The organism is Providencia sp. R33 (assembly GCF_019343475.1).
Lineage (GTDB): Bacteria > Pseudomonadota > Gammaproteobacteria > Enterobacterales > Enterobacteriaceae > Providencia.
In genome coordinates, this window is sequence record NZ_CP072453.1 from 4,134,146 (window position 1) to 4,160,026 (window position 25,881).

20 protein-coding genes, 2 tRNA genes, 3 rRNA genes and 1 riboswitch are annotated in these 25,881 nt (G+C 45.2%); of the genes, 13 read left to right on the plus strand and 12 right to left on the minus strand.

Annotated elements, in window-relative coordinates; all coding sequences use genetic code 11:
• From thiS to J6836_RS19415, 10 genes are all read right to left on the minus strand, one after another.
• Window positions 1-201, minus strand: a complete 201-nt coding sequence (gene thiS, locus J6836_RS19370) for a sulfur carrier protein ThiS (RefSeq protein WP_219245476.1) — start codon at window positions 199-201, stop codon at window positions 1-3.
• On the minus strand, window positions 189-947 hold the full coding sequence (locus J6836_RS19375; RefSeq protein WP_219245477.1) for a HesA/MoeB/ThiF family protein: 759 nt from the start codon (window positions 945-947) through the stop codon (window positions 189-191). Before J6836_RS19375 ends, thiS begins: the two co-directional genes overlap by 13 nt.
• Before the next feature lie 74 nt (window positions 948-1,021).
• Complete coding sequence (gene thiE, locus J6836_RS19380; RefSeq protein WP_219245478.1) at window positions 1,022-1,687, minus strand: thiamine phosphate synthase; 666 nt, start codon at window positions 1,685-1,687, stop codon at window positions 1,022-1,024.
• A complete protein-coding gene (gene thiC, locus J6836_RS19385; protein ID WP_219245479.1) occupies window positions 1,671-3,656 on the minus strand; it encodes a phosphomethylpyrimidine synthase ThiC in 1,986 nt (661 codons plus the stop codon). Before thiC ends, thiE begins: the two co-directional genes overlap by 17 nt.
• A 146-nt stretch (window positions 3,657-3,802) precedes the next feature.
• A riboswitch (TPP riboswitch) is annotated at window positions 3,803-3,914 on the minus strand.
• 227 nt (window positions 3,915-4,141) lie between these two features.
• Window positions 4,142-4,804, minus strand: coding sequence for an HAD family hydrolase (locus J6836_RS19390; protein WP_219245480.1), 663 nt, complete (start codon window positions 4,802-4,804; stop codon window positions 4,142-4,144).
• An 18-nt stretch (window positions 4,805-4,822) separates the two neighbouring features.
• Window positions 4,823-5,839, minus strand: coding sequence for an ABC transporter ATP-binding protein (locus J6836_RS19395; protein ID WP_219249556.1), 1,017 nt, complete (start codon window positions 5,837-5,839; stop codon window positions 4,823-4,825).
• A complete protein-coding gene (locus J6836_RS19400; protein WP_219245481.1) occupies window positions 5,839-6,663 on the minus strand; it encodes an ABC transporter permease in 825 nt (274 codons plus the stop codon). Before J6836_RS19400 ends, J6836_RS19395 begins: the two co-directional genes overlap by 1 nt.
• Window positions 6,653-7,555, minus strand: a complete 903-nt coding sequence (locus J6836_RS19405) for an ABC transporter permease (RefSeq protein ID WP_219249557.1) — start codon at window positions 7,553-7,555, stop codon at window positions 6,653-6,655. Before J6836_RS19405 ends, J6836_RS19400 begins: the two co-directional genes overlap by 11 nt.
• Window positions 7,555-8,370, minus strand: a complete 816-nt coding sequence (locus J6836_RS19410; RefSeq protein WP_219245482.1) for an alkaline phosphatase family protein — start codon at window positions 8,368-8,370, stop codon at window positions 7,555-7,557. The genes J6836_RS19405 and J6836_RS19410 overlap by 1 nt, the downstream gene beginning before the upstream one ends.
• Before the next feature lie 32 nt (window positions 8,371-8,402).
• On the minus strand, window positions 8,403-9,455 hold the full coding sequence (locus J6836_RS19415; protein ID WP_219245483.1) for an ABC transporter substrate-binding protein: 1,053 nt from the start codon (window positions 9,453-9,455) through the stop codon (window positions 8,403-8,405).
• A gap of 266 nt (window positions 9,456-9,721) precedes the next feature.
• On the opposite strand from J6836_RS19415, the gene nudC reads away from it, so the two are divergent.
• From nudC to J6836_RS19445, 6 genes are all read left to right on the plus strand, one after another.
• Window positions 9,722-10,504 carry an NAD(+) diphosphatase gene (nudC, locus tag J6836_RS19420; RefSeq protein WP_219245484.1) on the plus strand — a complete coding sequence of 261 codons (783 nt, stop codon included), beginning with the start codon at window positions 9,722-9,724 and terminating at the stop codon, window positions 10,502-10,504.
• Window positions 10,505-10,605: 101 nt separating this feature from the next.
• Entirely contained in the window at window positions 10,606-11,670 is a 1,065-nt protein-coding gene (hemE, locus tag J6836_RS19425; protein ID WP_219245485.1) for a uroporphyrinogen decarboxylase, read from the plus strand.
• A gap of 108 nt (window positions 11,671-11,778) precedes the next feature.
• Entirely contained in the window at window positions 11,779-12,450 is a 672-nt protein-coding gene (nfi, locus tag J6836_RS19430) for a deoxyribonuclease V (RefSeq protein ID WP_219245486.1), read from the plus strand.
• A 74-nt stretch (window positions 12,451-12,524) separates the two neighbouring features.
• The gene (locus tag J6836_RS19435) at window positions 12,525-13,112 is read left to right on the plus strand and encodes a YjaG family protein (RefSeq protein WP_219245487.1); all 588 of its coding nucleotides are present in this window, start codon (window positions 12,525-12,527) and stop codon (window positions 13,110-13,112) included.
• 199 nt (window positions 13,113-13,311) lie between these two features.
• Window positions 13,312-13,584, plus strand: coding sequence for an HU family DNA-binding protein (locus tag J6836_RS19440; protein WP_004264522.1), 273 nt, complete (start codon window positions 13,312-13,314; stop codon window positions 13,582-13,584).
• A gap of 89 nt (window positions 13,585-13,673) precedes the next feature.
• Window positions 13,674-14,300: a DUF1481 domain-containing protein gene (locus J6836_RS19445; protein ID WP_219245488.1), complete on the plus strand. Its 627-nt coding sequence runs from the start codon at window positions 13,674-13,676 to the stop codon at window positions 14,298-14,300.
• A gap of 396 nt (window positions 14,301-14,696) precedes the next feature.
• Here J6836_RS19445 and purD read toward each other — a convergent pair whose 3' ends face one another.
• Window positions 14,697-15,980, minus strand: a complete 1,284-nt coding sequence (gene purD, locus J6836_RS19450; RefSeq protein WP_219245489.1) for a phosphoribosylamine--glycine ligase — start codon at window positions 15,978-15,980, stop codon at window positions 14,697-14,699.
• A 17-nt stretch (window positions 15,981-15,997) separates the two neighbouring features.
• Window positions 15,998-17,587 carry a bifunctional phosphoribosylaminoimidazolecarboxamide formyltransferase/IMP cyclohydrolase gene (purH, locus tag J6836_RS19455; RefSeq protein WP_219245490.1) on the minus strand — a complete coding sequence of 530 codons (1,590 nt, stop codon included), beginning with the start codon at window positions 17,585-17,587 and terminating at the stop codon, window positions 15,998-16,000.
• A gap of 285 nt (window positions 17,588-17,872) precedes the next feature.
• Between purH and J6836_RS23235 the strand changes: the two genes are divergently transcribed.
• The 7 genes from J6836_RS23235 (at window position 17,873) to metA (ending at window position 25,597) form a co-directional block, all read left to right on the plus strand.
• A complete protein-coding gene (locus J6836_RS23235; protein WP_164454916.1) occupies window positions 17,873-18,031 on the plus strand; it encodes a hypothetical protein in 159 nt (52 codons plus the stop codon).
• A gap of 256 nt (window positions 18,032-18,287) precedes the next feature.
• A 16S ribosomal RNA gene (locus J6836_RS19465) occupies window positions 18,288-19,828 on the plus strand.
• 66 nt (window positions 19,829-19,894) lie between these two features.
• Window positions 19,895-19,971 (plus strand) — tRNA-Ile (locus J6836_RS19470).
• Between the two features lie 139 nt (window positions 19,972-20,110).
• Window positions 20,111-20,186, plus strand: a tRNA-Ala gene (locus J6836_RS19475).
• A gap of 314 nt (window positions 20,187-20,500) precedes the next feature.
• Window positions 20,501-23,409 (plus strand): 23S ribosomal RNA (locus J6836_RS19480).
• 142 nt (window positions 23,410-23,551) lie between these two features.
• A 5S ribosomal RNA gene (rrf, locus tag J6836_RS19485) occupies window positions 23,552-23,667 on the plus strand.
• The 16S, 23S and 5S rRNA genes sit together here with 2 tRNA genes alongside, the layout of an rRNA operon.
• Before the next feature lie 1,000 nt (window positions 23,668-24,667).
• Window positions 24,668-25,597, plus strand: coding sequence for a homoserine O-acetyltransferase MetA (gene metA / locus J6836_RS19490; protein WP_219249558.1), 930 nt, complete (start codon window positions 24,668-24,670; stop codon window positions 25,595-25,597).
• The last annotated feature ends 284 nt before the right edge of the window (window positions 25,598-25,881 follow it).

The following is a 25,881-nucleotide window of genomic DNA, read 5'->3' on the forward strand; positions in this document are numbered from 1 at the left end:
TTAGCCCCCTGCGATAGCTTGAAATAACAAGATATTGTCTTGGTCATTAATGAGATGAGAATCCCACTGACTCTTTGGAATGATGACTTGGTTGATGGCCAGTGCGGTGCCAGTGGTGGAGCGACCTAGCACCTCAAACAACTGATTGACGGTTAGCGGGGCATCAAGCGTCATATTTTGGTCATTAATTAGGATATGCATGCTTCTTCCCGACAAACTGGACATTGCAACGATGGCGTCAATTGCAATGTGTTCCACTGTTGTTGTTTTCCATCGAATAAGCGTAATTTCCCACTTAAGGATGAAGGCAACCCGACAAGTAATTTAAGGGCTTCAAGGGCTTGTAGTGTACCGATAACGCCAACAACAGGCCCCAATACCCCAGCGGTACGGCAGTTACGCTCAGGTTCATCTTGGTCGGGATAAAGGCAGGCATAACACCCTGAACTAAACGGTGGTTCGAGTACCATCAGTTGCCCACCAAAGCCTACCGCGCTACCACTAACGAGGGGGGTGTTGGTTATGACACAGGCGGCATTGACGGCATGGCGCGTTGCCATGTTATCGCAGCAATCAAGCACTAAGTCGGCCTGCTCGGCGAGTGGGATTAACGTTTCAACCTCTAATTTTTGCACAATGGCACGCGTTTTCACGAACGGGTTGAGTTGGCGAAGCCGCTTTGCGGCTAACTGCGCTTTTGATTGCTCAATATCATCTGTATCGTAGAGAACTTGCCTTTGTAAATTAGAGACATGCAAATCATCGTGATCTGCTAACCATAACTCACCAACGCCTGCACCAGCTAAATAGAGGGAGGCAGGAGAGCCTAACCCACCTAAACCGACAATCAGCACTTTGCTATTTTTCAGTCTTTGTTGCCCTTCAGGGCTAACGTCTTCAAGTAATAGCTGGCGGCTGTAACGCATGAATTCTTGGTCACTTAACATGATTAAATTCCTCGAATTATCAGCCGTGTGTCTATTTCACTAAATACACGGCTAATTATTTGATTATGAATTAATTAATAAGCGCGATGACGCTCAATTAAATTCAGTAACGTTTCAGTGGCGGCTCGCCAATCATCGGCTTTGGTGATCGCGCTGACCAGTGCCACACTGCCAACACCCGTTGCTAAAACAGCGGGTACACGGTCAATGGATATTCCACCAATGGCGACAGTTGGGTAATCTGGCGTTGCCTCTACCATTGCTTTAAGGGTTTCTAGCCCTTGGGGAGATGATGGCATCTCTTTGGTTTGCGTGGGAAAAATGTGCCCCATGGCAATGTAAGAGGGGCGCACAGATTTGGCGATGGCTAGCTCATGTTCATCGTGGGTGGAAATACCTAACCGAAGGCCAGCTTGGTGGATTGCTAGCAAGTCAGTGGTTTCCAAATCTTCTTGGCCAAGGTGTACGCCGTAGGCGCCAAACTCAACGGCTAAGCGCCAGTAGTCGTTGATAAATAACCGTGCGTTATGCTTTTTGCCTAATGCGATGGCTTGTTGAATATCATCTCGTACGTCAGCATCCGCTTTGTCTTTGATGCGTAATTGAAGGGTGGAAACACCTGCACTAAGCAGGCGTTCAATCCATTCAACGGAATCGACAACAGGGTAAAGGCCGAGGTATTGCTCGGTCTCTGGAAATGGCGTTGTTGGCGCAATAATAGCGTTAGGCGATTTTTTCATTATCAGCGACCTCTGCATTCACAATTTCTGCGCCATGGTATAGCTCGCTACCGTGGGCGCGGAAGGCTTCAGACATCTGCTCCATACCTGCTTCTTTTTCGTTTGCCTCTTTTTGGGCTGCGTAATCACGCACTTCTTGGGAGATTTTCATCGAGCAGAATTTCGGGCCGCACATTGAGCAGAAATGGGCAATTTTCCCCGAAGCTTGCGGCAAGGTTTCATCGTGGTATTTGCGTGCAGTTTCGGGGTCTAAAGCCAAGTTAAATTGGTCTTCCCAGCGGAATTCGAAACGCGCTTTCGACATGGCATTATCGCGGATTTGTGCGCCGGGGTGGCCTTTCGCAAGGTCAGCTGCGTGCGCCGCAATTTTATAGGTGATAAGCCCTTGTTTAACGTCATCTTTGTTCGGCAAGCCCAAATGCTCTTTTGGTGTGACATAACAGAGCATTGCACAGCCAAACCAGCCGATCATTGCTGCGCCAATACCCGAGGTAAAGTGGTCATAACCCGGTGCAATATCGGTTGTGAGAGGGCCTAAGGTATAGAACGGGGCTTCGTGGCAATGTTCCAATTCTTCCGTCATGTTGCGGCGGATCATCTGCATCGGTACGTGGCCAGGGCCTTCGATCATCACTTGGACGTCATATTCCCACGCAATTTTAGTTAACTCGCCAAGGGTATGAAGCTCGGCAAATTGTGCAGCATCGTTTGCATCTTGGATGGAGCCTGGGCGTAAACCATCGCCTAATGACAAAGAAACGTCGTAAGCGGCACAAATTTCACAGATTTCACGGAAGTTTTCATACAGGAAGTTTTCTTGGTGATGGGATAAGCACCATTTTGCCATGATAGAGCCGCCGCGCGAGACAATACCCGTCAAGCGTTTAGCGGTCATTGGCACGTAACGCAGCAAGACCCCGGCGTGGATAGTAAAGTAGTCAACGCCTTGCTCGGCTTGCTCTAATAACGTATCGCGGAACATTTCCCACGTCAGGTTTTCTGCCACGCCGTTGACTTTTTCAAGGGCTTGGTAGATTGGCACCGTACCGATGGGGACTGGGCTATTACGTAAAATCCATTCACGGGTTTCATGGATGTAACGGCCTGTGGACAAATCCATGACGGTATCTGCACCCCAGCGCGTTGACCAAATCAGTTTTTCCACTTCTTCTTCGATGGATGAAGTGACCGACGAGTTGCCGATATTGGCGTTCACTTTCACCAAGAAGTTACGGCCAATAATCATCGGCTCAGATTCAGGGTGATTGATATTAGCAGGGATGATGGCACGACCTGCGGCGACTTCTTGGCGAACAAACTCAGGGGTAATATTTTCGGGCAAATTAGCCCCAAAGCTTTGTCCCGGGTGTTGTTGCAGCAGAACTTCACCACGAATACGTTCACGACCCATATTCTCGCGGATGGCGATAAATTCCATTTCTGGGGTAATGATGCCTTTGCGAGCGTAGTGAAGTTGGGTGACGCATTTGTTGACTTGTGCTTTTAATGGGTGTGGGCGGTTGTTAAAGCGCAAGTGGTCGAGGCCTGCATCGGCAAGTCGCTGTTGTGTGAAATCAGAGCTTAAGTTTTCTACTTTGGTGGTGTCTGAGCGTTCGTTTATCCATGGAGCGCGAATTTTTTTCAGGCCTTTGTGAACGTTGAGTTCTGATGTTGGGTCGCCGTAAGGGCCAGAAGTGTCGTAGATAGGAACGGGTTCATTGTCTTCAAATTGCGGGTTGTCTTTGTCGCCGCCAATAAGAGTTTGCGAAAGCTGGATTTCTCGCATCGGAACTTGGATATCGTCTCTTGAACCTTGGAGATAAATACGTTCAGAATTGGGAAATGAAACGCCAGAAACTGTGTTGATAAAGTTTTCAGCGGCGTCACGTTGGGCTTTACGTGTGCGAGCAGGTGCAGCTTGTGGGGATAAATCAGCGGTCGGTATAACATTATTTGTAATATTGGACATAGCAATTTCCTGACATTGTCACGGCTGTGATGCAAAACGCACCAAGCGGGTTTATCGAAAGAAAGTTGCTTGTCAGGAGTTCGGAGGAGTAATAAAAAGACGTTGCGTTTAAATTTTCACCAAAAGGAAAATGGCAAAAATTGCGCTGAGTGATTACTCTTGTTCCCTTCGCGGGTATTAACCCGATCAGGTTCCGCGGATCCCGAATTAACGGTCTCAGCCTGATGCTATGCATACTAGGCACTCCGACAAGAGATTTCAGTATAAGCTTTCCTTGTCATTCTTCAAGCGATAAGTGCTTCCTCGTCATTCTTCGCGCGATAGGTGCGTTGGCTGCACTAAGTTACCCTAGTCACATACTTGTGTATGCTCCTAGGGATATCTTAGTTTGCCGCCTTCCTCTAGCACGAATAATTTAGAGGAACCTTTGAAAGGCAAGTTAGTTAAAACCTAAAACCTAAAACCTCAAAAATTAAAAATAAGGTTTATAAATCCCACTGATATTGCGGCCAATTATTTTCATTGGCGGCTTTGAGAAGGCGTGGGTCACCGTTAACGATAAACGTTTCATCGGCGAATTGGCACATTGGGAGATCGTTGGCAGAGTCGGTGTAGAAATATACATACGCATCGGTGATTGGCTGGTGGCGTACCCAATTCATAAGGCGTTTAACCTTACCTTCCTTAAAGGTCGGGATACCCTCAATTTCGGTGGTATAGCAGTCATTTTGCTGTTTAATATCAATGCCCATCGCGACGTCGGCATTGAGTTGATCTGCTATCTTTTTGACAATAAACGAAACGGTCGCGGAGATCACAATAATCGGGATCCCCTTGGCACGGTAGCGGGCGATCGTTTGAATCGCTTCAGGGTAGATCCTCGGTAAAATCACACTTTGCACAAAATCATCCAGCCAGATATCCACTTGTTCCGTTTTGATATCAGCGAGGGTTTGCAGGTTAAACTTCAAGTAAGTTGGCATATCCAACGTTCCTGCATTGTACTGCACCATCATGGCTTTATCGGCTTCCACAAATTGTGGGTCACTGATGATTTGCTTATCCCACAGGTATTGCGTCCACAATACGCTGCTATCCCCTTGAATCAACGTATCATCTAAGTCAAAAATGGCTAATTGGTTTTGCATTATATTCCTATCGTATGATTAGCTAAGTGCACGAATTTCATTTTTATTAAACATTAACTCAAGGCGGGTGCCAGGTTCAAATAAACGTTCAGAGGAGCGATTGAGCAAATCCACCGTCATATCCCCTGCGGGGGTATTAACACTATAACGAATAATATTGCCAAGTAGTTGATGGTCTAAAATCACGGCATCGACAGGGTGTGATATATGGCTACCATACTGGCGACCTGCTTCTTTCACATAAATAGATTCAGGGCGGATGGCGAGGGTGCCTTGTAAATTGACGCCTAACATCGCGTTGGCCTTGTGAGCATCCACCAAATTGTAGTGGCCCATAAAGCGAGCAACAAACTCGGTGGCGGGCTGGGTATAAATATTCTCTGCCGTATCGCTTTGCACGATCTGCCCTTTATTCATCAAAAAGATCCTATCGGACATGATCATCGCTTCGTCTTGGTCATGGGTAACAAAAATAGTCGTGAGTCCAAGCTCTCGCTGAATATGGCGAATTTGCTGGCGCAAATGCTTACGAATACGCGCATCAAGGGCGGATAACGGCTCGTCGAGTAACAAAATTTGTGGCTTCATCACTAGCGCCCTTGCCAGTGCCACGCGTTGGCGCTGCCCACCAGATAGTTGGTGAGGGAATTGTTGCTCTTTTCCTTGTAACTCAACCATTTCGATCACTTCCGCGACAGCTTTGGCTCTTTCGTTGCTATCGATTTTACGCATTTTTAAGCCGAAGGCGATATTGTCTGCGACGGTCATATTGGGGAAAAGTGCATAGCTTTGAAACACCATGCCCACGCCACGTTGTTGGGCAGGCTGATGGGTAATATTTTTACGGTTAATATAAAGCTCACCACTATTCGGTTGCTCAAGTCCTGCAATACAGCGTAATAAAGTCGATTTCCCACACCCACTTGGCCCCAATAAGGTGATAAATTCGCCTTTTTCAATAGTAAATTGAATATCCGCAAAGACCTGATTTGACCCGAAGGATTTCGTTAAATTTTCAGCAATCACATAGCTCATCATTCATCTCCTGAACGATTCAAACGCATTGCCAACCACGTCAGCAATAGCGTAAATAAGAAGTAAGACATCACCAGTGCAGAAGTGAAGTGCCCACTGGTTTGGCGCATATTGAACAAGTAAATTTGCAAGGTCTCATAACGTGTTCCCACTAAAATATTGGCAAACACAAACTCACCCATTAAAAATGAAAATGAAATTAATAATGAAACCAACATACCTTTGCGAATATTTGGCAGTACAATCATCATGAAAGCGTTAAAGGTATTCGCACCCAATAAATGCGCAGCATCCATCAGGTCATGTAAGTTAATCCCTTGAAAACTGTTGGCGAGGGCACGGTACATAAATGGCAATGTGATGGTGAAATAGGTGCCAATTAAGATCCACGGCGTACCCACTAACATAAATGGTTCATCCGCAAAAATTTGCAATAAACCAACGGACGACACCACAGGGGGGATTGCAAAAGGCAGGATAATCAATAAATCCATCAATCCTTTTAGCTTTGGAAAGCGATAAAACACCGCAAATGTCATCGGTAAAATGACCAAGGTACTGATTAACAGCGTACCAAAACAGATAATCAACGAACGGCCAAATGCCATTAAAAACCGTGGGTCTTGCCACAATTGCAGATACCATTTAATGGACAAAGCATCAGGTAACACGGTTGCACCCCAAGAACTGGCAATGGAATACACAAACGTAGCAATAATAGGTAGCGCTAATAAGCTGGCAACACTGACTAGCACTAACTTATGAAACCATAATCCAGCGTTCTTATTGGTTATAGTTGGGCTAATCACATTGTTATTTTGCATGGTAGCTCCGCTTGATTAACCAATGATGGATGCCAGTGATAAACCCTAAGATAGCGATAAGCAGGACGGATAATGCCGCCGCCATATTTGGCTCGAGGAACAAATCACCGGAAACTAAACTGGCAATACGGATGGTCACAAGGTTGTAGTTACCGCTGGTTAACGCATAAGTACTGGCATACGCACCCATCGCATTGGCAATTAAGATAATAAACGTGCCGAGTAAAGCAGGGGAAAGCACCGGAATCGCGACCTTTAACAAATAGGTTAATTTGCTGGCTCCCATGGTTTTTGCCGCATCTTCCCATTCAGGTTTGAGGGCATCAAAGGCTGGGTAAAGCAACAACACACCGAGTGGGATTTGGAAATAAACATACAGCAGCATTAACCCGCTGGCGCTGTAGATATTAAAATCTTCGATAATCCCCCATGCTTTGAGCTGCAAAGTGATTGCGCCATTAAAGCCCAAAATAATGATAAATGCGAAAGCCAACGGAACACCGCTAAAGTTACTTGCCATGGTGGTGAATGAAATCATCATTCGGCGCACCTTGCCTTGCATCTTGTAGATAGAAAAGGCAGTAACACTGGCGATAAACAAACCGATCACGCTACAAATTAATGATAACCATAAGGTGTTTTCGAAGGCTTGTAGGTAAAAATCATTGGTAAACACCTCAAGGTAATTACCGAAGGACCAGGCTTCTTCATAGATAAAGCTGTTGATAAGCACCCAAATCATCGGGGCGATTTGAAATAGGCCAAACAGCACAAAAAAGGGCAGCAATAATAATGCTGCGCGCCAATGAAAACGGGCAAAGGTTTTTTTTAACATGGCCATTTTCCCCAGCTGTGGTTGGGCTTGCTCGTAAGGTGCAGTGAGATCAGCCATCATGCATCTCCTTGTAATAGCGCATCACACACCGATTTATCGAGTGGGTCGATACCCAATAAACGGCAGACCGTGCCACAAATATCGGTTTGCTGAACATCACAAGGCTGATGAGAAAACTTTGAACCGATAACAAATAGCGGAACCAAACACTCTTCAGGGAGTGTGCCGCCATGGCTACGATCATTGTTCATGCCATGGTCGCTAGTGACAAGAATTTGATAGCCTTGCTCAATCCATGTTGGGATGTAATTAGACAAAATAATATCTGCGTGGCGAGCGGCATTGCGGTATTGCGGTGAATCAAACCCAAACTTATGCCCTGTATCATCGATATTCATTGGGTGAATCAACAAGAAGTCAGGGTTAAATTGACTACGCAAATATTCTGCATCCAGCAAGAGATGGTCGTCGGGGTAGCTGTCTGCTTGGTAAAAGCAGCCGTGCTGGATAGTAAGCAGTTCATCGTGCGTAAAACGGTCTCGAGTCGCCACGAAGGGTGCGCGGTTATAGAGCTCGCTCACCCAGTAATAAGCGGCGGCGGCCGTGGTTTTACCCGCAAGACGCGCGAGAGAAAAAATGCTGTCAAAATGGGATAAACGCACAACGTCATTGTTGACGATCCCGCTTTTCACTGGCGGTACACCCGTTAAAATACATTCATACAACGGGCGAGACATGGAAGGGAGCTCGCACTCCAATTGGTAAAGTGTTGCGCTGTCGGCGTTGATGAGTCCATTGAGATAGCCCATGCAATGATGGGCTACTGAATAACTTAAACCGTCTAGGACAACAAGTATGACTTTCTCAGACATCAGACTTTTATTCCTAAATTCAACAAATTCAATTACTGCTGGTGGATCAGAACTTGTTGTTGCCACATTTTTGGTAAATTACGCGATGATTTTTCCCAGCCTTCAGCATCTTTAATTGGCTGAACATTTTTATATTGTGCTTCTGGCAGCAATTTGGCTTTAACGTCATCAGGTAATGTCAGGTATTGGGCGCGGATTGGGCGTGCATAGCCTTCTGCAAGGTTCAATTGGCCTTTATCACTAAAAATAAATTCACGTGCTAACTTGGCCGCATTTGGGTTTTTCGCAAACTTATTGATAATCGTGGTGTAGCCAGAAATTACTGAACCATCGGATGGGATCACAACGGTAAAGCGATCGCGGTTGATCTGATCGCGATAATTCAAGGCATTGAAGTCCCATAAGATCCCAACTTCCACTTCACCTTTTTCGATGTTCGCAACGGTAGGGTCATTGACGGATAGGCGTTTTTGCTTCGCTAACTCAGCAAATAATTCAATGGCAGGTTTAAGGTTATTTTCATTACCACCACGGGCAAATGCAGCAGCTAAAACGGCGTTATTGGCTTGTGCTGCAATCCCAACATCCCCCACGGTGACTTTGTATTTTCCTTTCAGTAAGTCGTCCCAGCTTTTTGGGGAATCTTTGACTAAGTCGTTATTGATCATAAAAGCAATCGAACCGGTATAGGCTAACGCCCAGTGGCCGTCTTTATCTTTTGCCCAATCAGGGATTTGTGACCATGTAGTGGGTTTATAAGGTTGAGTAACCCCTTTTTGCACAGCGACAGGGCCAAATGAAGCACCAACATCGCCGATATCTGCTGTTGCGTTATTTTTTTCGGCAGCAAATTTGGCAATTTCTTGTGCAGAACTCATGTCCGTATCTTGGTGTTTTAAGCCGTATTGCGTGGCTAAATCTTGCCAAGTTCCTTTCCAGTTTGCCCAAGAATCAGGCATCCCAACGCTGTAAACTTGCCCTTCTTTTTTCGCTGCATTGATTAACTCTGTTAAATTAGCATCCGCAGCAAACGTCATACTGGATGCGGTCAGTGATAGTAAAATCGCAGGAACGATAGCTTTCATTGTTTTCTCACTTTTGAGGAACGGTGAACCAGATTGGTTACTGAGCATCCTAATTTTAATAAGTGACAGTGAGTTGACCGTTTTATGACAGTTTTTAGACATTTTAAGGGATGAACTGTCTAAAAAATGTCAAAATTGACAGGGATAGAAAATGAAATAAACGTTTGAATGACATTGTGTCAAAGAAGTGTATTGTGTGATTCGAAACTGATTTTTTTATCGACAACCTTTTTATCAACAACGAAAAGCCAAAAAAGATAGAGAAAATGAATAAATTAACGTTAGTAGGAACAGAAAGTGGCTGGTGGTTCGTCTGTTTCGCTGGTCGCTTGTGGTTACCGAAAGGGGATATTCCACGCGGCAGTGCTAAAGACTATTCATTAGAAGGTAAAAGCGCGACGCCAATCGGTGAATGGCAAGGGGAAATTGTTTGGCTGATAGCTGAAAAAATGCCATCAGATATGGCGTCTCCGCGAGTTGTTGCCGCGCAGGATGAAGGCTTATTTCGCTTAGCTGGGCGCGGCGTGCAATTGGCGGAATTCTATCGCTCCCACCGCTATTGTGGCTATTGTGGTACAGCAATGCGCCATAGTGCGACGGAATGGGCGTGCTTGTGTGACCATTGCCATGAGCGTTACTACCCGCAAATTGCTCCTTGTATTATCGTGGGGATCCGCCGTGATGACCATATTCTCTTGGCACAGCATCGTCGTCATTCTCAAAACCCATTATTTACCGTATTGGCAGGCTTTGTTGAGGTGGGTGAAACATTAGAAGAAGCTGTTATGCGCGAAGTCATGGAAGAGAGTCAGATAAAAGTGAAAAATATTCGCTACGTATCTTCACAGCCATGGCCTTTTCCTCACTCCTTAATGATGGGCTTTCTTGCGGATTACGAGAGCGGTGATATTCAGGTTGACCCGAACGAACTGGTTAGCGCAAATTGGTATCATTACAATGACTTACCACTTATTCCCCCAGGGGATACTATCGCAAGGCGCTTAATTGAGGACACAGTCGCATTGTGCCGTCAAAGTGAGTACGAATAGGACAAATAGCCGTGCGCTGATATTGTTGCCTTTTACATGTTACAATAGCCATCTTTGCTTATAGCCATTTGCGGCGGCCACTAATAATAATGGAGTAAATAATGACTGAGTTAAAAAATGACCGCTATCTACGTGCTCTGCTACGTCAGCCTGTAGATGTGACCCCAGTATGGATGATGCGTCAAGCGGGGCGTTATTTGCCTGAATACAAAGCAACGCGCGCCGAGGCTGGTGATTTTATTGCTCTGTGCAAAAATACTGAGCTTGCGTGCGAAGTGACTCTTCAGCCGTTACGTCGCTTTCCATTAGACGCCGCAATTTTATTCTCTGATATCTTAACTATCCCAGATGCTATGGGGCTTGGTCTGTATTTTGAAACAGGCGAAGGCCCACGTTTTCAAAAGCCTATCACCAGTGCGGCAGATGTGAAAAATATCCCAATTCCCGATCCTGAAATGGAGCTGGGATATGTGATGGATGCGGTTCGCGCCATTCGTAAAGCTCTTGAAGGTAATGTCCCGCTGATTGGTTTCTCAGGAAGCCCGTGGACATTAGCCACTTATATGGTAGAAGGTGGCAGCAGCAAAGCGTTCACTAAAATCAAAAAAATGATGTATGAAGACCCGAATACACTGCATTTATTACTGGATAAACTGGCGGATAGCGTCATTTTATACTTAAATGCGCAAATTCGTGCGGGCGCTCAATCCATCATGATTTTTGATACGTGGGGCGGCGTATTAACCAAACGTGATTATTTACAGTTTTCACTGAATTATATGCATAAGATTATCGATGGATTAATTCGCGAAAATGATGGCCGTCGTGTGCCTGTTACCTTATTCACTAAAGGTGGCGGTCAGTGGTTAGAAGAAATGGCGGCAACAGGTTGTGATGCATTAGGCCTTGATTGGACAACAGAAATTGCCGATGCACGTCGTCGTGTGGGGGATAAAGTTGCGTTGCAAGGCAATATGGATCCGTCTATGTTGTATGCTCCACCTGCACGTATTGAAGACGAAGTGCAAAATATCCTGTCTGGCTTTGGCCACGGCGAAGGGCATGTATTCAACTTAGGTCACGGTATCCATCAGGATGTACCACCTGAGCATGCAGGCGCATTTGTTGATGCGGTTCACCGTTTCTCTCGCCAATATCATCAGTAGTCATCATTTCTTGATGTTCTTGATTTGTGGCGTATTTATAGAATCTTGTAAGTGCGCCATTATCATCTATGATTAAGAATAATTAAGTATCGAAGCATTGGATGCGCTATGGTTTTAGATACTCAACAGTTACGAAAAGAGCAAATTAGCCAAGCCTCAAAAATCATTTTGCAGGATGAGTTCCCATCATTGAAATTAATTGGTGGGGCGGATGTGGGCTTTGAGCAAGACGGTGCTATCACCCGTGCGGTAGTGGCAGTGCTATCTTGGCCACAGCTAGAGCTTGTTGAATATCAAATAGCAAGAATACCGACTCAACTGCCTTATATACCTGGGTTACTTTCATTTCGTGAAGTACCTGGTTTAATGGCCGCATGGGGAAAAATACAGCATAAGCCTGAATTAGTTCTCGTGGATGGACAAGGTATTGCTCACCCAAGGCGTTTTGGTGTGGCTTGCCATTTTGGCTTGCAAGCCAATGTAGCGACGATAGGCGTTGCAAAAAGCCGCTTATGTGGTGACGCGGGCGAATTAGATGAAGCTCCCGAAAGTATTCAGCCATTAATGGCAGGTGAAAATCAACTCGGTTGGGTATTGCGAAGCAAAAAACACTGCAAACCATTATATGTTTCGCCAGGGCATAAAGTCGGTTTTTCGTCTTCCTTAGAGTGGGTTAAACAGTGCCTAAAGGGTTATAGGTTGCCTGAACCAACACGTTTTGCTGACGGAATTGCATCAAATCGAACATTTTTTAAGCGAATGAATGAGAAAATCAGCTAATTATCAGCAAAATATGTGGCATTGACAGATTTTCAGGTAAACTGCGAAGTATTAAGATTGATGAGTCAGAAATTATGTTAAGAAATCCCATTCATTTGAGGTTGGAAAAATTAGAAAGCTGGCAGCATACAACTTTCATGGCAAGTCTATGTGAAAGAATGTACCCCAACTTTCAGATGTTTTGTCAGCAAACTGAATTTGCCGATGCAAAAGTTTATCGTTCCATCCTTGATTTAGTTTGGGAAACTTTGGTCATTAAAGATAGCAAAGCCAATTTCGACAGTCAGTTAGAAAAATTAGAAGAAATTATCCCATCAGCAGATGATTTCGATATGTATGGTGTGTATCCAGCTATTGATGCCTGTATTGCATTGGGTGAAGTTATTCACTCGAAACTGAGTGGTGAAACTCTCGAACATGCGATATTGGTTAGCGAAGCCTCCATTCGTACGGTTGCCATGCTCGAAATGACTCAAGCAGGGCGGGAAATGACAGACGAAGAGCTCAAAGAGATCCCTGCTGTTGAAGAAGAATGGGATATCCAGTGGGACATTTTCCGTTTACTGGCAGCTTGTGAAGAGCGCGACTTAGAGTTAATTAAAGGATTAAAATCTGACCTTCGCGAAGCGGGGGTGAGCAATATAGGTATTACTTTAGGCTAATTTTTACGCTTTCGTTATCGAAAACGTGACTTAGCGCAGTAATGCTGAGTACTAAGACTTCACATTTGCCCCTACTCTGGTCTACATTTAGGGGCGAGAAGAAGTGGCTATCGGGGGCGTGTATCAGGGGCTGTCAATTTGGCATATCCGACGCACTCGATGCTTTGCAAACGATAAACACACTGTGTAAGGATAATTTATGAACAAGACTGAATTAGTTGATGCTATCGCAGAATCAGCAGACCTGACCAAAGTTCAGGCAAAAGCAGCTTTAGAATCTACTCTGAATGCTATTTCTGAAACGCTGAAAAAAGGCGAGCAAGTACAACTGGTCGGTTTCGGTACTTTTAAAGTTAGCCACCGCGCTGCTCGTACTGGTCGTAACCCACAAACTAAAGCAGAAATCCAAATTCCTGCGACAACTGTACCAGCTTTCTCTGCCGGTAAAGCACTGAAAGAAGCTGTAAAATAAGCACATTGTATACTCGAATTATCAGAGGGGGTAAGAAACTACCCCTTTTGCTTATTCAAAAAGGGTTGCTGGTATTGGGAGTTCTCTCAATGCTAAGCGCCTGTTCCTCGAATGCACCAAAGCTTCCAGAGTTTAGTGCAAGCGGTTTTATTGCCGATGATGGCGTCATTCGTATGTGGCGGCTGAACGATGCAAAAAACCAACCTCTTGTGCTGATGGTGGTTTACAGCCCCTATAAAGGTACAGACACTTCCGTTAATTTCTTCGAATACCGTTCTGGTAACCTTTGGCAAATTCGCAGCCAAATCTTGAATCAAAAAGGTGGCGATATCACAGAACAGTTACGCTTCGATAAAAATAATGACATTATTTTTATGCAGCGTGCTCAGGATGGTACTAAGACCCCACTTTCTACGGATGAAATCACACGTTGGCGTTTTGAAGCGCAAAGGGTACTCGAGACCAACACTGCACTTATTGTTGGTGACGTTAAACTTTATCAAGGACGTTGGCAGCAAGGCAAAGTGACGACTTGTGAAGGCGATGTGCGAGAAGTGACTTTCGAACCATATGCTGAAAACTGGTTACAAAGCCGTGCGAAAGTGTGGCACTCCCAATTGAACTTGGCGTGGCTAGAATCCTCTGAGGGGAATCAACTTTTGATGGTGGCGGATACGGATTTTTGCCGCTGGCAACCTAGTAAAGATTCGCTGTAACCTCACTGCTCGTCGTCTTTCAATCCATGGCGTTGTTAGCTGCTCTCAGCTACCCTAGTCACATACTTATGTATGCTCCCAATTTTCGTCATCCTTCGTGCTGTGGCTGTGTTGGCTTCATTCGGCTACTTGGGTCACATACTTATGTATGCTCCCCAAGCTATCCTCATTTTGCCGCCTAGCCACAACGCGAATGATTTAGGAAATTACGGTAAGCTAGAAACAGATTAACTTATTCAATAATGGCCCGTTATGTTCCCCAAACTATCCTCATTTTTCCACCTAGTCATGAATTGAAATCCTTAGAGCCATTGCCTACTAGTAAAAACAAACAACAATAAAAAAGCTGATAAAAGTTTCCTCTTATCAGCTTAGGGAATGGTTTAGTGCTTTGTATTACTTAATACGTGCGATAGCGCGGTAGCCGATATCGTTGCGATAGAAGCTATCATTCCAATGAATGTTTTTAGCGGCTTCATACGCTTTTGTTTGGGCTTTCTCGATATCATCACCCAGTGCCGTTACGCATAATACACGGCCACCGGCGGTAACCACTTCGCCATCTTTCATGCGGGTACCAGCATGAAAAACTTTGCTATCAGTGGCTTCAGTGGTTGGCAATCCAGAAATGACATCGTCATTGCGGTAATCCCCAGGGTAACCACCTGCGGCAATAACAATACCTAAAGCAGGGCGCTCATCCCACAGTGAATCCTTGCCTGCCAGCTCACCATTTGCACCTGCTAAACACAGTGCGACTAAGTCTGACTGTAAACGCATCATGATAGGTTGCGTTTCAGGATCGCCAAAGCGGCAGTTGAATTCGATAACTTTTGGGTTGCCCGCTTTATCAATCATTAGCCCTGCGTATAAGAAGCCTTGGTAACGGTTACCTTCCTGATCCATGCCTTTAACAGTAGGATAAATCACTTGTTCCATCACACGTTGATGAATTTCATCTGTGACAACCGGAGCAGGAGAGTAAGCCCCCATGCCGCCTGTATTGAGGCCCGTATCACCATCTCCAACACGCTTATGGTCTTGGCTAGTAGCCATTGGGATGACATTTTCACCATCGACCATCACGATAAAGCTGGCTTCTTCACCATCAAGAAACTCTTCAATGACAATACGGTGGCCTGCATCGCCAAAGGCATTGCCTGCTAACATATCCTGCACAGCGTCTTTTGCTTCTTGCAGTGTCATCGCGACAATAACGCCTTTACCTGCCGCTAATCCATCAGCTTTAATCACGATAGGCGCGCCGACTTTATCTAAATACGCTAAAGCAGGTTCGACCTCTGTGAAATTTTCATAAGCTGCAGAAGGAATATGATGGCGAGCTAAAAAGTCCTTAGTAAATGCTTTGGAACCTTCGAGCTGAGCAGCACCTTTCGTTGGGCCAAAAATTGTTAAGCCAGCAGCGTTAAATGCATCGACAACGCCAATCACTAATGGGGCTTCAGGGCCGACAATCGTTAAATCGATCTGTTTTTCTTTGGCAAATTGCAGTAGGCCATCAATATCAGTGGCAGAAATATTCACATTTTCGAGAGCAGGCTCGAGCGCGGTCCCTGCGTTACCAGGTGCAACATAAACCTTCTTTGCTAGAGGGGATTGCGCCGCTTTCCATGCTAATGCATGTTCACGACCACCACCGCCAATAATTAATATATTCATGAGTAATCTCCTAATAATTAGTGACGGAAATGGCGCATATTTGTGAAAATCATTGCAATGCCATGTTCATTAGCCGCGGCAATGACTTCTTCATCACGAATCGAACCACCTGGCTGAATAACACAAGTAACACCAACAGCGGCGGCGGCATCAATACCATCGCGGAATGGGAAGAAAGCATCTGAAGCCATCGCACAGCCTGCAACTTCTAAACCTTCGTCGGCGGCTTTGATCCCTGCAATTTTGGCTGAGTACACACGGCTCATCTGGCCTGCACCGATTCCGATGGTCATGTCATTTTTTGAATAAACAATCGCATTCGATTTAACGAATTTCGCGACTTTCCAGCAGAATAAGGCATCTTTTAGCTCACGTTCAGTAGGCTGGCGTGTAGTAACAACACGTAACTCTTCTTTTTCTACCATGCCTAAATCACGGTCTTGCACTAATAAGCCGCCGTTGACGCGTTTGAAATCTAAGCCTGCAACTGGCTTACTCCATTCACCACAAATAAGTACGCGAACATTTTGTTTGGTTTCTAGAATAGGTAATGCATCATCAGAGACGGATGGCGCAATAATCACCTCAACAAATTGGCGCTCGATAATCGCTTGTGCGGTTGTTTTATCTAACTGACGGTTAAACGCAATGATACCGCCGAATGCTGAAGTTGGGTCAGTTTTAAATGCATTATCATAAGCTGCATGAATATCTTTGCCGATAGCGACACCACAAGGGTTTGCATGCTTCACAATCACACAAGCAGGTTCGTCGAATGACTTCACACATTCAAGAGCAGCATCGGTATCTGCGATATTATTATAAGAAAGTGCCTTGCCTTGAATTTGTTGTGCAGTTGCAATTGACGCTTCTTTTGGATTTTCTTCTATATAGAAAGCGGCATCTTGGTGGCTGTTTTCGCCATAGCGCATATCTTGTTTTTTAATAAAGTTTAAATTCAAGGTGCGAGGGAAACGGCCTGAAGGTTGCGTGGTATCGCCATAATAAGGTGCAACGAGCTCGCCGAAATAGTTAGCGATCATGCTATCGTAAGCAGCTGTGTGCTCGAATGCTTTTATTGCTAAGTCAAAACGGGTCGCCCAATTCAGTGAATTTTGGTGATTATCCATTTCATCAATAATAACTTGATAGTCATTACTGTTGACTACGATCGCAACGTCTTTATGGTTTTTAGCGGCAGAGCGCACCATGGTTGGGCCACCGATATCGATATTCTCAACCGCATCTTCTAATGTACAGTTTGGTTTTGCGACGGTTTGAGCAAAAGGATATAAATTTACAACAACCATATCGATAGGTGAAATATCATGTTCTTGCATGATTGCGTCATCGGTACCTCGACGACCTAAAATTCCACCATGAACCTTCGGGTGCAATGTTTTCACGCGACCATCCATCATTTCAGGGAATCCGGTGTAATCAGACACTTCAGTCACATTAAGACCTGATTCTGCGAGGAGTTTCGCAGTACCGCCAGTTGATAGAAGCTCAACACCACGCTCGGAAAGCGCCTTAGCGAATTCAACAACCCCTGTTTTATCAGACACACTAAGCAGGGCACGACGAATAGGACGAAGCAGTTGCATGAGATAGATCCCTTGGATTTGGATAAATAAGGCAATACGAACATCAATGAGTGAAAAGCCATTGGCTCTTCTTATATACCTACTTATAAAAGCGGAATTTGGTTGCTTCTTCAATAGCTATATATAAGTCACTAACAATTTCAGAACATAAAAACAAAATCAATGCTGAAATTTCGTGCTAATTGTAACGCAAACGTTTGCGTAATGCGCGATAAATTTTAAATTATTTTATCGTTGTGGATAACTTCGTGGATAACTCGGTATAAATAGGGGTTTTGCTGTGGAATGCAGCAGTTGAATAAAAAAATGCAAAAAAGGGGTTGCCAGATTTTTCTGACTCCCTATAATGCGCATCCACTGACCGGGAACAAGACAACGCAAAGCGCGATGAACACTGAAACGGCAGCGAGAGATTCTGAAAAGAAAAAGCAAAAAATCGCTTGACTCTCGATGAGGAAAACGTATTATACGTCACCTCGCGACAACGACCTTGAAGTCGAAAATCGAAAGATTAAGTCGCAACGCTCTTTAACAATTTATCAGACAATCTGTGTGGGCACTCACAGGACACTATCAAAAAATATTTGATTTTAAGTCTTGAAGAGTGACTAACACGTTAATTCATATATATGAACTAATAGGTAATATGTTTTCGCAAGAAGACATACGACAGTAAACATTCTTTGAGCATCAAGCTTTTTAATTGAAGAGTTTGATCATGGCTCAGATTGAACGCTGGCGGCAGGCCTAACACATGCAAGTCGAGCGGTAACAGGGGAAGCTTGCTTCTCGCTGACGAGCGGCGGACGGGTGAGTAATGTATGGGGATCTGCCCGATAGAGGGGGATAACTACTGGAAACGGTGGCTAATACCGCATAATCTCTCAGGAGCAAAGCAGGGGAACTTCGGTCCTTGCGCTATCGGATGAACCCATATGGGATTAGCTAGTAGGTGAGGTAATGGCTCACCTAGGCGACGATCCCTAGCTGGTCTGAGAGGATGATCAGCCACACTGGGACTGAGACACGGCCCAGACTCCTACGGGAGGCAGCAGTGGGGAATATTGCACAATGGGCGCAAGCCTGATGCAGCCATGCCGCGTGTATGAAGAAGGCCCTAGGGTTGTAAAGTACTTTCAGTCGGGAGGAAGGCGTTGATGCTAATATCATTAACGATTGACGTTACCGACAGAAGAAGCACCGGCTAACTCCGTGCCAGCAGCCGCGGTAATACGGAGGGTGCAAGCGTTAATCGGAATTACTGGGCGTAAAGCGCACGCAGGCGGTTAATTAAGTTAGATGTGAAATCCCCGGGCTTAACCTGGGAATGGCATCTAAAACTGGTTAGCTAGAGTCTTGTAGAGGGGGGTAGAATTCCATGTGTAGCGGTGAAATGCGTAGAGATGTGGAGGAATACCGGTGGCGAAGGCGGCCCCCTGGACAAAGACTGACGCTCAGGTGCGAAAGCGTGGGGAGCAAACAGGATTAGATACCCTGGTAGTCCACGCTGTAAACGATGTCGATTTGAAGGTTGTTCCCTTGAGGAGTGGCTTTCGGAGCTAACGCGTTAAATCGACCGCCTGGGGAGTACGGCCGCAAGGTTAAAACTCAAATGAATTGACGGGGGCCCGCACAAGCGGTGGAGCATGTGGTTTAATTCGATGCAACGCGAAGAACCTTACCTACTCTTGACATCCAGAGAATTTAGCAGAGATGCTTTAGTGCCTTCGGGAACTCTGAGACAGGTGCTGCATGGCTGTCGTCAGCTCGTGTTGTGAAATGTTGGGTTAAGTCCCGCAACGAGCGCAACCCTTATCCTTTGTTGCCAGCACGTCATGGTGGGAACTCAAAGGAGACTGCCGGTGATAAACCGGAGGAAGGTGGGGATGACGTCAAGTCATCATGGCCCTTACGAGTAGGGCTACACACGTGCTACAATGGCGTATACAAAGAGAAGCGACCTCGCGAGAGCAAGCGGAACTCATAAAGTACGTCGTAGTCCGGATTGGAGTCTGCAACTCGACTCCATGAAGTCGGAATCGCTAGTAATCGTAGATCAGAATGCTACGGTGAATACGTTCCCGGGCCTTGTACACACCGCCCGTCACACCATGGGAGTGGGTTGCAAAAGAAGTAGGTAGCTTAACCTTCGGGAGGGCGCTTACCACTTTGTGATTCATGACTGGGGTGAAGTCGTAACAAGGTAACCGTAGGGGAACCTGCGGTTGGATCACCTCCTTACCATTGAAGTGTTTTTGTGAAGTGCTCACACAGATTGTCTGATGAAATTAAAGTAGCGGTATCGATAGGCTTGTAGCTCAGGTGGTTAGAGCGCACCCCTGATAAGGGTGAGGTCGGTGGTTCAAGTCCACTCAGGCCTACCACTTTTCTCTTATGCTGCGTTATGGCTCAGCTCGTTTACTTGTGTAAACTTCGCTAACCCACGCCTTGCCTAAGAAAAAAGACCTCCGAGTAAGAAAAAATCTTATCAGGAGATTAATCGATACCGAAAAAAACCTTTATGGGGCTATAGCTCAGCTGGGAGAGCGCCTGCCTTGCACGCAGGAGGTCAGCGGTTCGATCCCGCTTAGCTCCACCATAAATTTTCTGATTATTCAGAATAGATTAGTCAACTAGTCTATTGCGAATAATTATGCTCTTTAACAATCTGGAACAAGCTGAAAATTGAAAACAACACACATTGTTTATCGCTTAAACAATGTGAGAGTCTCTCAAAAATCTCAACTTGAATGTGCTTCTCTGAAGCATCGAGTCGACGAACGACATGAGTTCGAGGCGGTCAGCGCACAGCAAGCGCAGCGTACTTAAAGTACGTGAGCATTGCGCGCACTGCCCAACGAAGAAATCATGATGTGCAGTCACTCGTTGTAAGAAGACACCTTCGGGTTGTGAGGTTAAGCGACTAAGCGTACACGGTGGATGCCTAGGCAATCAGAGGCGATGAAGGACGTGCTAATCTGCGAAAAGCGTCGGTAAGGTGATATGAACCGTTATAACCGACGATGTCCGAATGGGGAAACCCAGTGCAATTCGTTGCACTATCGTTTGATGAATACATAGTCAAACGAGGCGAACCGAGGGAACTGAAACATCTCAGTACCTCGAGGAAAAGAAATCAACCGAGATTCCCCTAGTAGCGGCGAGCGAACGGGGAGCAGCCCAGAGTCTTAATCAGCATTAGCATCAGGAGAACGGTCTGGAAAGGCCGGCAGTAAAGGGTGATAGCCCCGTATCCGAAGGTGTTAGTGTTGTGAACTCGACGAGTAGGGCGGGACACGTGTTATCCTGTCTGAATATGGGGGGACCATCCTCCAAGGCTAAATACTCCTGATTGACCGATAGTGAACCAGTACCGTGAGGGAAAGGCGAAAAGAACCCCGGCGAGGGGAGTGAAATAGAACCTGAAACCGTGTACGTACAAGCAGTGGGAGCCTTGATTTATCAGGGTGACTGCGTACCTTTTGTATAATGGGTCAGCGACTTATATTCTGTAGCAAGGTTAACCGTATAGGGGAGCCGTAGGGAAACCGAGTCTTAACTGGGCGAATGAGTTGCAGGGTATAGACCCGAAACCCGGTGATCTAGCCATGGGCAGGTTGAAGGTTGGGTAACACTAACTGGAGGACCGAACCGACTAATGTTGAAAAATTAGCGGATGACTTGTGGCTGGGGGTGAAAGGCCAATCAAACCGGGAGATAGCTGGTTCTCCCCGAAAGCTATTTAGGTAGCGCCTCGTGAACTCATCTTCGGGGGTAGAGCACTGTTTCGACTAGGGGGTCATCCCGACTTACCAACTCGATGCAAACTACGAATACCGAAGAATGTTATCACGGGAGACACACGGCGGGTGCTAACGTTCGTCGTGAAGAGGGAAACAACCCAGACCGCCAGCTAAGGTCCCAAAGTCATAGTTAAGTGGGAAACGAAGTGGGAAGGCTCAGACAGCCAGGATGTTGGCTTAGAAGCAGCCATCATTTAAAGAAAGCGTAATAGCTCACTGGTCGAGTCGGCCTGCGCGGAAGATGTAACGGGGCTAAACTATGCACCGAAGCTGCGGCAGCGATATGTAAATATTGTTGGGTAGGGGAGCGTTCTGTAAGCCTGTGAAGGTGTGCTGTGAGGCATGCTGGAGGTATCAGAAGTGCGAATGCTGACATAAGTAACGATAATGCGGGTGAAAAACCCGCACGCCGGAAGACCAAGGGTTCCTGTCCAACGTTAATCGGGGCAGGGTGAGTCGACCCCTAAGGCGAGGCAGAAATGCGTAGTCGATGGGAAACGGGTTAATATTCCCGTACTGGTGATAATTGCGATGGGGGGACGGAGAAGGTTAGGCTGGCCGGGCGACGGTTGTCCCGGTTTAAGGATGTAGGCAGGTGAATTAGGCAAATCCGGTTCACTATATGCTGAGGTCTGATGACGAGTCACTACGGTGGCGAAGTAGCTCATACCCCGCTTCCAGGAAAAGCCTCTAAGCTCTAGATTATCATTAATCGTACCCCAAACCGACACAGGTGGTCAGGTAGAGAATACTCAGGCGCTTGAGAGAACTCGGGTGAAGGAACTAGGCAAAATGGTGCCGTAACTTCGGGAGAAGGCACGCTGGCATTAGGTGAAGTGGTTTACCCATGGAGCTGAAGCCAGTCGCAGATACCAGCTGGCTGCAACTGTTTATTAAAAACACAGCACTGTGCAAACACGAAAGTGGACGTATACGGTGTGACGCCTGCCCGGTGCTGGAAGGTTAATTGATGGGGTTATCCGTAAGGAGAAGCTCTTGATCGAAGCCCCAGTAAACGGCGGCCGTAACTATAACGGTCCTAAGGTAGCGAAATTCCTTGTCGGGTAAGTTCCGACCTGCACGAATGGCGTAATGATGGCCAGGCTGTCTCCACCCGAGACTCAGTGAAATTGAACTCGCTGTGAAGATGCAGTGTACCCGCGGCAAGACGGAAAGACCCCGTGAACCTTTACTATAGCTTGACACTGAACATTGAGCCTTGATGTGTAGGATAGGTGGGAGGCTTCGAAGCGTGGACGCCAGTCTGCGTGGAGCCAACCTTGAAATACCACCCTTTAATGTTTGATGTTCTAACGTTGCCCCGTTATCCGGGGTGCGGACAGTGTCTGGTGGGTAGTTTGACTGGGGCGGTCTCCTCCCAAAGAGTAACGGAGGAGCACGAAGGTTGGCTAAGCATGGTCGGACATCATGCGGTTAGTGCAAAGGCATAAGCCAGCTTGACTGCGAGAGTGACGGCTCGAGCAGGTACGAAAGTAGGTCTTAGTGATCCGGTGGTTCTGAATGGAAGGGCCATCGCTCAACGGATAAAAGGTACTCCGGGGATAACAGGCTGATACCGCCCAAGAGTTCATATCGACGGCGGTGTTTGGCACCTCGATGTCGGCTCATCACATCCTGGGGCTGAAGTAGGTCCCAAGGGTACGGCTGTTCGCCGTTTAAAGTGGTACGCGAGCTGGGTTTAGAACGTCGTGAGACAGTTCGGTCCCTATCTGCCGTGGGCGTTGGAAGATTGAAAGGGGCTGCTCCTAGTACGAGAGGACCGGAGTGGACGCACCACTGGTGTTCGGGTTGTCATGCCAATGGCATTGCCCGGTAGCTAAGTGCGGAAAAGATAACCGCTGAAAGCATCTAAGCGGGAAACTTGCCTTGAGATGAGTCTTCCCTGACCCTTTAAGGGTCCTAAAGGAACGTTTAAGACTAAGACGTTGATAGGTTGGGTGTGTAAGCGTAGCGATACGTTGAGCTAACCAATACTAATGAACCGTGAGGCTTAACCTGACAACACCGAAGGTGTTTTAGAGAGATTGAGTTGATTTTCAAAGAACGTGAGAAGCCGAAAGGTGAAGGACACACAGCTTGTTCAAGATTGAAGTTCTGGTTTAGTGAGAAATGATGCTAAACGGGAACGAAACCGAATTTGTCTGGCGGCAATAGCGCGGTGGTCCCACCTGACCCCATGCCGAACTCAGCAGTGAAACGCCGTAGCGCCGATGGTAGTGTGGGGTCTCCCCATGTGAGAGTAGGGAACTGCCAGACATTAAATTAGTGAGAAAGCCACCCAATGGGTGGCTTTTTTGCGTTTGGGGAAATAAAAATGACGCAGTTTACGGTAGTTGAGCTGTTCGGTATGCTTCGCTTTGTTTGCTCTGCCCGTTATTTTTTATGGTTGAAAGAGGAAGAGACTCAAAAACCATAAGTTAATCAATGATCCACTCAGCAACTAACTTATCTGTTTATGGTACTGTAGTTGAGTAAGTGAAGTTGATGTAGATTAGCGGGGATTCTTATTGTTGGCGCTGTCTTTTTAGCGAGGGTAAGGCCTGAAAATGAAGCGATAAAGCCCCTCGCCAGTTAATCATCAGCCAATCAGTAGTTCACTTAGCAATTAATCTATGTATTTTTGGCGCTTTTTATCATCGTTAATCAATAATAGGCTAAGCAATTATCGAGGTTATCACGATTTTCATCAGGTTAGCTTCCATTATCCTCCCTTTTCTCATCGAAAATCGTCTTCTGTATTTATGCCACTTCTTGTTATTGTTAATCAATAATCCACTCAGTAATTAAATAGCCTATATTATGCTAATCGTGAAAGATAAATCTAAATAACCAAAGGTTTCATTGCTAATAATCCACTATACCGACTCTATTAATTTATTGAATTTTGATAACTCATTTGGCTAATCAGTAATTTTGGTTCAAGGAATTGGATACTTCAGCATAAAACCACTAAAGCAGGCTTATTAAGTTAGGGTGTTATAGATGTAAATTAAGGGAGGTAAAAATTGAAATAGCTCTAGTTAATATCAAAAGCATATAAGCCAAACCTATATATATAAAATAATATAAACGAACAAAAAATATATAAAATCAGTGGATTACAGATAAGTTATATTTGAAAGGAAATTATCGTAAGCCTCTTTGCATGAAATTATTTCAATCACTCTTGAAATACTCGACAAGCTGCGTAACATTGGTTAGATTATTTAGCATTCTAGAAGTCTAAACGTATAAAAGTATAAAAAGGGGATGAATGATGCCAATTCGTTTACCAGACGAGTTACCCGCAGTGAATTTCTTACGCGAAGAAAATGTTTTTGTCATGACAACGACAAGAGCTAGCCTTCAGGAGATCCGCCCCTTGAAAGTATTGATATTGAATTTAATGCCAAAAAAAATAGAAACTGAAAACCAGTTTTTAAGGCTTCTATCAAATACGCCTCTACAGGTTGATATCCAACTCTTAAGAATCGACCAAAGAGAATCTAAAAATACACCAACAGAGCATTTGAATAATTTTTATTGTGATTTTGAGGACATTAAAGAGCAAAACTTTGATGGTTTAATTGTCACTGGAGCGCCTTTGGGGTTAGTCGAATTTGATGACGTGTGTTATTGGAGCCAAATCGAAAAAGTGATTGCATGGGCTAAAGAACATGTAACTTCAACACTTTTTGTTTGCTGGGCAGTACAGGCAGCTTTAAAAGTGCTTTATGATTTACCAAAATGGACTCGTACAGAAAAACTTTCGGGTGTTTATCAGCATGATACGCTAGAACCTCATGCCTTACTAACCCGAGGGTTTGATGCCTCATTTTATGCACCTCATTCACGGTATGCTGATTTTCCTGAAGATCTTATCCGTGAGCATACAGACTTAGAAATATTAGCCGGTTCTGAAGAGGCTGGAGCTTATTTATTTGGCTCTAAAGATAAACGCCTCGCTTTTGTTACTGGACACCCTGAATACGATAAAGATACACTTGCTCAAGAATACTGGCGTGACTTTGATGCAGGACTTTCGCCAGAAATTCCATGTAACTATTTTAAGAATAATGATCCAACTAATCCGCCGTTGGTCAGTTGGCGCAGTCATGGACACCTACTTTTTTCAAATTGGTTGAATTATTATGTGTACCAGATCACACCTTTCGATCTTAGCCACATGGAACCGACACTAGACTAAAAAAGAACCTTTATTTTGCTGATGTTTTAATAATCATTGAGGATATGGGATTTTGCTTATTTTTATGGAATTAAATTCCAATTAAAAGATTATTTTCAGTATAAAAGCAGCTACTTAGTAGCTGCTTTTTTTGTTTTTGAGACAAACTATTTTAACGATAAAATTGTTTAGTAATTACTTGATTTAACGGATATTTAACATATTTTTCTTTAATAATGAAAATTAAAACTTAAAATACAATCTTTTAAAAGTCCATATATATCATATCGTTAAATCTATTTTTA

Coding starts and splice junctions, on each gene's coding strand:
- J6836_RS19395 (WP_219249556.1), bottom strand. CDS start 5,839: ATGAGCTATGTGATTGCTGAAAATTTAACGAAATCCTTCGGGTCAAAT.
- J6836_RS19405 (WP_219249557.1), bottom strand. CDS start 7,555: ATGGCTGATCTCACTGCACCTTACGAGCAAGCCCAACCACAGCTGGGG.
- J6836_RS19445 (WP_219245488.1), top strand. CDS start 13,674: ATGCTAAGCGCCTGTTCCTCGAATGCACCAAAGCTTCCAGAGTTTAGT.
- metA (WP_219249558.1), top strand. CDS start 24,668: ATGCCAATTCGTTTACCAGACGAGTTACCCGCAGTGAATTTCTTACGC.
- thiS (WP_219245476.1), bottom strand. CDS start 201: ATGCATATCCTAATTAATGACCAAAATATGACGCTTGATGCCCCGCTA.
- purD (WP_219245489.1), bottom strand. CDS start 15,980: ATGAATATATTAATTATTGGCGGTGGTGGTCGTGAACATGCATTAGCA.
- J6836_RS19415 (WP_219245483.1), bottom strand. CDS start 9,455: ATGAAAGCTATCGTTCCTGCGATTTTACTATCACTGACCGCATCCAGT.
- J6836_RS19390 (WP_219245480.1), bottom strand. CDS start 4,804: ATGCAAAACCAATTAGCCATTTTTGACTTAGATGATACGTTGATTCAA.
- hemE (WP_219245485.1), top strand. CDS start 10,606: ATGACTGAGTTAAAAAATGACCGCTATCTACGTGCTCTGCTACGTCAG.
- thiC (WP_219245479.1), bottom strand. CDS start 3,656: ATGTCCAATATTACAAATAATGTTATACCGACCGCTGATTTATCCCCA.
- nudC (WP_219245484.1), top strand. CDS start 9,722: ATGAATAAATTAACGTTAGTAGGAACAGAAAGTGGCTGGTGGTTCGTC.
- nfi (WP_219245486.1), top strand. CDS start 11,779: ATGGTTTTAGATACTCAACAGTTACGAAAAGAGCAAATTAGCCAAGCC.
- J6836_RS19435 (WP_219245487.1), top strand. CDS start 12,525: ATGTTAAGAAATCCCATTCATTTGAGGTTGGAAAAATTAGAAAGCTGG.
- purH (WP_219245490.1), bottom strand. CDS start 17,587: ATGCAACTGCTTCGTCCTATTCGTCGTGCCCTGCTTAGTGTGTCTGAT.
- J6836_RS19400 (WP_219245481.1), bottom strand. CDS start 6,663: ATGCAAAATAACAATGTGATTAGCCCAACTATAACCAATAAGAACGCT.
- J6836_RS19410 (WP_219245482.1), bottom strand. CDS start 8,370: ATGTCTGAGAAAGTCATACTTGTTGTCCTAGACGGTTTAAGTTATTCA.
- J6836_RS23235 (WP_164454916.1), top strand. CDS start 17,873: ATGCAGCAGTTGAATAAAAAAATGCAAAAAAGGGGTTGCCAGATTTTT.
- J6836_RS19440 (WP_004264522.1), top strand. CDS start 13,312: ATGAACAAGACTGAATTAGTTGATGCTATCGCAGAATCAGCAGACCTG.
- J6836_RS19375 (WP_219245477.1), bottom strand. CDS start 947: ATGTTAAGTGACCAAGAATTCATGCGTTACAGCCGCCAGCTATTACTT.
- thiE (WP_219245478.1), bottom strand. CDS start 1,687: ATGAAAAAATCGCCTAACGCTATTATTGCGCCAACAACGCCATTTCCA.